The organism is Streptomyces chlorus, assembly GCF_042655885.1.
GTDB lineage: Bacteria > Actinomycetota > Actinomycetes > Streptomycetales > Streptomycetaceae > Streptomyces > Streptomyces chlorus.
Genome location: NZ_JBHSOA010000111.1, coordinates 1 through 7,093, shown reverse-complemented (window position 1 = coordinate 7,093; position 7,093 = coordinate 1). Strand labels below are relative to the sequence as shown.

6 protein-coding genes are annotated in these 7,093 nt (G+C 70.1%); 2 read left to right on the top strand and 4 right to left on the bottom strand.

The window, feature by feature from the left end:
* Positions 1 to 44: 44 nt before the first annotated feature.
* Positions 45 to 1,247, bottom strand: a complete 1,203-nt coding sequence (locus tag ACFPZI_RS33165) for a competence protein CoiA family protein (protein WP_381370881.1) — start codon at positions 1,245 to 1,247, stop codon at positions 45 to 47.
* A gap of 301 nt (positions 1,248 to 1,548) precedes the next feature.
* Between ACFPZI_RS33165 and ACFPZI_RS33160 the strand changes: the two genes are divergently transcribed.
* Positions 1,549 to 1,695: a hypothetical protein gene (locus tag ACFPZI_RS33160; protein WP_381370880.1), complete on the top strand. Its 147-nt coding sequence runs from the start codon at positions 1,549 to 1,551 to the stop codon at positions 1,693 to 1,695.
* A 68-nt stretch (positions 1,696 to 1,763) separates the two neighbouring features.
* On the opposite strand, the gene ACFPZI_RS33155 is transcribed toward ACFPZI_RS33160, so the two are convergent.
* The 3 genes from ACFPZI_RS33155 to ACFPZI_RS33145 all read right to left on the bottom strand — a co-directional run bounded on the left by ACFPZI_RS33155 (position 1,764) and on the right by ACFPZI_RS33145 (position 5,527).
* Positions 1,764 to 2,750: a hypothetical protein gene (locus ACFPZI_RS33155; protein WP_381370879.1), complete on the bottom strand. Its 987-nt coding sequence runs from the start codon at positions 2,748 to 2,750 to the stop codon at positions 1,764 to 1,766.
* Positions 2,751 to 3,398: 648 nt separating this feature from the next.
* The gene (locus tag ACFPZI_RS33150; protein WP_381370878.1) at positions 3,399 to 4,187 is read right to left on the bottom strand and encodes a calcium-binding protein; all 789 of its coding nucleotides are present in this window, start codon (positions 4,185 to 4,187) and stop codon (positions 3,399 to 3,401) included.
* Positions 4,188 to 4,546: 359 nt separating this feature from the next.
* On the bottom strand, positions 4,547 to 5,527 hold the full coding sequence (locus ACFPZI_RS33145; RefSeq protein ID WP_381370877.1) for an ArsR/SmtB family transcription factor: 981 nt from the start codon (positions 5,525 to 5,527) through the stop codon (positions 4,547 to 4,549).
* Positions 5,528 to 5,616: 89 nt separating this feature from the next.
* Here ACFPZI_RS33145 and ACFPZI_RS33140 point away from each other — a divergent pair, with 89 nt between their 5' ends.
* Positions 5,617 to 6,933, top strand: coding sequence for an MFS transporter (locus ACFPZI_RS33140; RefSeq protein ID WP_381370876.1), 1,317 nt, complete (start codon positions 5,617 to 5,619; stop codon positions 6,931 to 6,933).
* Positions 6,934 to 7,093 lie beyond the last annotated feature (160 nt).

The following is a 7,093-nucleotide window of genomic DNA, read 5'->3' as shown; positions in this document are numbered from 1 at the left end:
GCACCCCAACGACTCGTCACACCAGGCCCGGTGACCTGCACGAATCACGATGAAACTCCCTCAATGCGGTTGCGCTCGCGCTCCGTGGCGGCGAATAGGACGAGCGGTGCCAGGCTGCTGCGCAGCGCGGGGATCCGGCTGGCGACCGGGCAGATGACTGCGTACGGCTTGCCCTTCACGTATACGGGCACGCCCATGGCGAACTCGGGAGTGCCGTTCTGGGCGACCTTGGGGTAGGTGCCGGCTTCTCGGTAGACGAACTCCACCACCGGCTTGACCAGTGCTTTCTGGCGCTGGAGCAGGGCCTCGATCGCCGCCAGGTGCTCCCGCTCGGCGGCCTCCCGCGCTTCTCTCTGCCGCCGTTGGATGGCGGCCAGGCGCCCCATGATCTGCTCCCGCCGGGCCGTCGCCTGAACCTGTTCCTCCTCAAGGTCGAAGTAGGCGCGGGTCACCCATCGCCATTTGCCGTCGTCGCCCCACCCCTTGGCTCGCAGGCGGTGCGGCCGGGTGGTGTTCGCGCAGATGGCCGCGACGAAGCGGCCCAAGGGGAAGGGGGCAGCCGACGGCCACTTTCCGTGGCCCCCGCAGGGCAGCGGCCCGTCGATGCCCGGGCCGCAGTCCTCGCACTCGCACAGCCCGCAGTCGGCTCGGTCCTCGCACCACTCGGGTACAAAGCGAGCCGCTCCGGCGATGACTTGCACCGGGCCGCCGTCGTCGGGCCGGGCGATCTGGACGGAGGGGACGTTGTCGAGCCAGGGGGCGGTCTTGCGGTCGGTGAACCAGCACACCTCGACGTCGGCCGCGCGGTACCGGGCGGTGCGGGCCTCGATGTCGGTGATCGAGATGGCCGCCATCTGTGCCTCCAGGGCGACGCGGCGATCGCCGTCGGGCGAGGTGGCCATCACGTCCGCGCGCCAGGAGCCGTCCGGGGCGGCGACCTCGTACTCGGCCCTCCAGCCCGCCGCCCGGGCATGGTGGGCGAGGTCGAGTTTGAGGAGATGGTGGGCCATGCCCTCACCTGCGAGCCTCGCCTCGCAGTGCGGTGCGTTGTTGGCGTGCCGCAGGAACCACAGGTCGTACGCGCCGTGGGTCTTGTGGACCAGGTGCAGCCGCCAGTCGCACTCGTAGCAGGTCAGCGGCGCGGGCGGCTTGGCTTTGTAGATGCTTTCCCGGTCCTGCCCGCAGCCGAGGTCGGCCTGGGTGGCGTCGATACACCCCCACTCTCCGTGGACCCCAACGAACACCATCGCTTCCTCCTCTTGCCTCGTTCCGTGGCGGGCCTTGGTCAGCCCGCGGCGGACGGTAGGGGCCTGCTCTGACACGGCATCCCCTGGACGGAGCAACACGATGCGCCGTCCGGGTGCCCGGCGTCGCCCTACCTGTTGATCAGCCCCCTCTGTGTTGACCGAGGTCTCCTGCGCCGCGTCTGCGGGCGGCAGGTCACTCCCGGTTTCCCTTATTGGGCCCAACGGGCCCAACCGGTCGTGACCCGAAACCGCCCAGCGGCTGCACGAGGCGCTGATCAGGGACCGGCCGGAGGCCCTGGCCGTGCTCCTGGTCGACCCCGGCCACCCGAAGGTGGAGGCCCTCTACGGGACGCGGGGGTACCGCCGGATCGGCAACCGGCAGCCGTTCCCGGACTCCCCGAACTTCACGGTCATGCTCCGCGAGCTGCGCGTCCCGGCGGCTTCCTGACCACCTCCGTGCGGCGAGGCCCCCGGCGCGCCGGGGGCCGTTCTGTTGCTGCTCAGCGGCCATTGACCCTATTGGGTCCAACAGGTCTTACCTGCCCGTGGACGGTCCTCTGCGGCCCGCTGAGGGCGGCGTGTGCCGGTAGGCGGCCGACGACTTCGCGGGCGCCTTGGACCGCTCGACGGCCGCGGCTTCTGCTCGATCGCGTACGAGCGGCGGGCCCTGGTCTCCTTCTCGTGCAGCTCGGGAAACTTCTCGGCAATGTCGGCCCGGCGGGCCTGCTCGGTCCGTACCGCGGCCACGGTCTGCCGGCTCTTGAGGGCGGCCTCGGTGTACTTGGTGGCCTCGCCCTGCAGGCTGGTCAGCCTCTGGGCGTCACGCCGGTCGATGCGCAGCTCGAGGCGGCTCATGTTCTTCTTCGGGTCCAGGTGGTCGGTGAGGTATCGGCTCAGCTCCTCCGCCCTGGCCTTCGCGTTGAGCTCGCGGGCGAGCTGCTGTGCGGCCTGCTTCGCCTCCGCCTGGTCAAGCAGCGTTGCCGCCTCGGCGGCGACCGCCTGTCCGCGGGTCTGCCCGGCCGCCCTCTCCCGGGCAAGGCGCTCCTCGAGGACGCATGCCTTCTCCGCCGCTTCCCGCGCGCCGCGCTCGGCGATACCGGCCGCCTCGTGGGCCAGGCCGACTGCCCGGGACAGGTCGGCATCCGACCGCTTGCCGTACGGCCGTGACTTCCAGGACGGCACGGCCGCCATCTCGCGCTGCCGCTGGCCCTCCGCCAGGCGCTTCTCGCCGGCGGCCCGCTCGCGGGCGAAGTCGTCGTCACCCTCGCCGAGCTGGGGCAGGACCGCGCGCTCGACGGCCGCCTCGGTGCGGTCGCGGACCTCGGCGGCGAGCTGCTGCGCCTGCTCGTACGCCCCCTGCGCGCGCCCCGGGGAGATGGCTGTGGCCTCCCGGGCCCGTCGTAGGGCGGCCTCACTCTCCTCGCGGGCGGGCTCGTGCGCGCGGACGGCCTGCGCGGGCACGCGTGCCGGGGCCGGCGGTTCGCGCAGCAGGTCCGAGACCATGGAGTCGCCCCGGTCCTGCCCGAGGAACCTCGCGAACGCAGTGATGGCGCGCCGCAGCCGTTCCCTCTCGCTGCGGGCGTCGCCGAGCCGGGCCTGCGTCTCGTCGTCCTCGATGACGGCCAGGGGCAGCCACAGGTGGTTTTCCTGGCGGCCACGCGTGATGCCGGGTAGGTCGCAAACGCGTTGCTCCCGTGCCCGTACAGCAGGCTCACCTCGCTGGTGAGGCCCTGGCTGGCGGCCACCGTCATGGCGTAGCCCGGGCTTGGTACTGGTGGGCTCGCGTATTCAACTGTCGCCAATTCACCATGGAATCCACCCTGTTAATGACCGTGTGTGGTCGCCGGAGGCATGCTGGTTCCGGGCTCCACCGGACTCGGATGCGAAGCGGGATGTGAGGACGCGGTGCGGTGGCAGACAGGGGTGGCGACGGAGGCGGACGTCCCAGGGCCTGCTTTCGGATTGCTGCGGTGCGGCTGGCAGTCTTGGGGGGACGCCGAGATCGTCGATCAGCTTGGAGAGCGCGAAGGGATGCAGCGGCTGACCGGCCCGCCGGCCGGGAAACAGCCAGGGCTCGAGAAGGCCCAGACCGAAGGGTCTCCGGCCTGGGCCTTCTGCGCTTGTTGGAGGACAGATGACCCTCCCGGAGGGTTACTTCACGTCGACGTAGTCCGCCGCGGAGGCGACCGCCGGGGTGGTGGACGTGCCTGCGAAGGAGTAGCGGAAGTAGCCGTCCGCCGTGGCCTTCGTCGTCGTCCTCAGGTTGCCCTTGCTGTCCGTCCTGACGGTCTTGAGGGTCTTGTAGGTGCTGGTGCCCTTCTTCTTGAACTGGAGCTTCACCGGCTGCTTGGTGTAGCCGGCGTACTTGTAGGTCTCCCAGTTGGCGCGGGTCAGGGCGCCCGTGACGGTGATCGTCTTGTTCTTCTTCACCGGTTCCGGCGAGGCGTTGACCGTCAGCCTGGAGTTGCGCAGGACCTTCGCCTTCGCGGCGGAATCCTTGGTGATGTAGTCACCGTCGTTGGCCAGGGCGTGGGCTCTCACGGTCCAGGTCCCGGCCGTGGTGTTGTCCTGGGGGTGGATGCGCGGGTTGATTTTCAGCGTGTGGGTGCAGGTGGTCGTGGTGAAGCTCTGGCGTACGCACTTGCCCGCGATGTTGTCGGGGCCCACGAGACCGTAGTAGTCGCCGTTCGGGAGGGGCGTGTGCCACATGACCGGGAAGGTGTTTCCGGTCTCGATGCCCGAGTCGTCCGTGGCGGTCACCGCGATGGTGAACGTCTTCACGTCCGTGGTCCCCAGGACGATGTCCTTCCCTCCGTTGACGACCACCTTCGTGATCCTGATGTCGCCCGAGAAGTCATCCGCCTGGGCGGCCGCCGGAATCGTGAGCGCGGACAGGGCGAGGGCCCCGGCGAAGCCTGCCACGGTGGTGCGGTGACGCATGAAGGCGTTTCTCCCATGTTCCAGCGCCTCAGGAACGTCCCGAGGCGGAGCTGACAATGCCCACCCGGTACGCGGGTGGCACGGACATGACCATCAGGTCGCAGGAATGGTTGCCCATCGATCACACGGCTGCCAGGACGAGCGCGGGGCTCACGCCCTCTTCCGGCCTCGGTTAGAACATCGGTACAGCGGCTATCGGTGAGATTGATCATGGTCCGGGCGGCCTTCGCGCTTCTGCGCTGGTTGCGCCGGCCGCGTATCCGCTGGGAAATCCGCGCCGACATCCACCAGGCCTTCCTCACCCTCGGCCGCGCAATCGTCTGCTGGCGGCGCCTCAAAAGCAGTGCTGATCTGATCCCTCAGCCCGTACCGCCGACCAGTGCCTCGCCGAGCGGGGTGCGCCGGTAGAGCACCGACCGTCCGGACCGGGCGCGGACGAGCAGCCCCGCGCCTCGCAGGATGGCGAGGTGGTCTCCCACCGCGCCGGGTGTCATGGCGAGGCTTCGGGCGAGGTGGCTGGTACTGGCCGGGGCGTCCAGCGCCAACAGCAGCCGGGCTCGGGACCGGCCGACCAGAGCGGTCAGGGCGTCCGGTTGGGGGACGGTCCCCTGTTCGCCCCACAGGGCGGCGGTGCCGCGGGCACGGTAGATCAAGGTTCTGGGCCAGGGGTCTTCCAGGTGGGCGGCGATGTTCCCGACGAAGACCGAAGGGATCAGCAGGAGCCCGTCGCCGGCGAGGCGGACTGTTCCGACGTGGGGGAAGTGGCCGATCTCGATGCCGCCGGCTTGCCAGGCGATGCTCGGGTGCAGGCTCTCGATGGTCGTGGCCCATCCGTGTTCGCCGATCACCCCCACCCGGTGCACGGCGTCGCGCTCACAGATCGCGCGCAGTTGCGGCCAGTCCGCGGCGAGCAGCTCGTGCCACGCCTGGTCCATCGCCTCGGCGATCCTGGAGGCGGCGTCCGTCGAGTCCAGCACCGCGCGTACGCGGGGATCGCGGGCGGACGGGCCGGTCGCGGTGGTGGCGAATTCGTGGCGGGCCGCTTCCAGCGGTGTGGCCCGGATCATGGCCAGGTCGTCTGCCCAGGTCTGGCTGAGGCCGCGCGGGGGTGGGGCGACGAAGTTCGGTCCGCCTTGCGGGGTCTGCAGAGCGAGGGCGGCGTTCAGTTCGGTCTCGCGGCGAAGCCGTTCGAAGGCCGGCAGGAGCCGGGTGGCCCAGGCTCGCGGCAGCGGCCGGTCCTGGCCGGCGAGCGAGCGCAGCAGGAAGCAGAGGTCCATCGCGGGGGAGAGTGCGAAGCGGCTGCGCAGCAGGGCCTCGACGGAGACTTCGAAGCGGAGCACCCTGCGACGTTACCGCAGGACGTCTGCTCCGATTCGTCGAGCGACGAATCATTGTCGGGTGGGGTGGGCGCACGGCGAGGCTGGGCGTCATGACCCCAACCGCCGGACCCGCGCAGGTCAATCATCGTGTCACCTACCGGGAGGTGCTGTCCGAGCCACGATTCCGGCTGCTCTTCTCAACCCGCGCCGTCGCGATCACTGCGGACGCGCTGCGGATCACCACGTTCTCGGTGCTGGTCTTCTCGGCCACCGGCTCCGCGCTGCTGAGCGCAGTGGCCTTCGGTATCGGCTTCATCCCGCAGCTGTTCGGCTCGCTGTTGCTGGGCTCACTGGCCGACCGACTGCCGCCCCGCGCGCTCATTACCGGCGGCTACGCCTTGACGTGCGCCGCCGCCCTGCTGCTCGCCCTGGTGCGGATGCCGATCGCGGCAAGCCTCGGTGTCGTGGCGCTGGTCGCCCTCGCCACACCGGTGTTTCACGGCGCGTCGAGTCGGCTGGTCGCGCAGTGGCTGGAGGGCGACGCCTATGTACTGGGCCGTTCACTGAACAACATCGCTGCCTCCGGCGCGCAATTGTTCGGTCTGGCACTGGGAGGTGCGGTCGTCGCGGTACTCGGCCCGCACCGGGCGCTCGCGGTCAGCGCCGTCCTCTACCTCGGCTGCGCGCTCGCTATCCGCATCCGGCTACCCCGGCTGCAGCCGGGAGAGTTCGGCGGCACACCTGGCAGCGCTGGGGGCGATGGCGGGGCCGTCCGGGCAAGCCTGCACGGTGCCGGCCTGCTGCTGCGCGGACGCACGGTGCGACGACTGATGCTGGCGCAGTGGCTACCGACCGCTTTCGTAGCGGGCGCGGAAGGCCTGCTCGTCGCCTACGCGGGAGGACGCCACTTCGCGCCCGGCTGGTACGCGGTGCTGATGGGCTGTCTGCCGGTCGGCATGCTTGTCGGTGACCTGCTGGTGGGCCGACTCCTACTACCACCCACCCGGGAGCGACTGGTAGTCCCGTTGATTGCGCTGATGGGACTGCCGCTGGTCGGCTTCGCTGCCGAGCCCGGAGTGGGCGTCTCGTCCTGTCTGCTGCTGCTCAGCGGCCTCGGATTCGCCTACGGTCTCGGCCTGCAACGGCCGTTCCTGGACGCCCTGCCGCCAAATGGCCAGGGCCAGGCCTTCGGTCTGCTCGGCTCCGGCAGCATGACGCTGCAGGGCGTCGGGCCGGCCTGCTTCGGCGCGGTGGCCGCAGGCATCGGAACAGGCGGCGCAATCGCCCTGGCAGGCGGTGCGGCGGCGCTTACCGCCGGCTGGATTCTCACCTGGCACCGCCCACCTCCCCGGTCCCCGTCCCGAACTGCTCAACGGGATCAGAGAACGGCACCGAACAGCAATGCGTGTCGTTCTCCTGCGCAGTAACCGTCGCAGGTCGAGTCGGCCGCGAGCCGTCACGCACCCCACCCCCACGTCTCTCTGACAGACAGTCATTCCCGGCAGCTCATTGTGTAAGGAGTCCTAAGAAGCTGTTGTCTTTTCGATCTTGAGCGGTGGTGGTCGAACGCGGGTTCCCGGTCGGGTG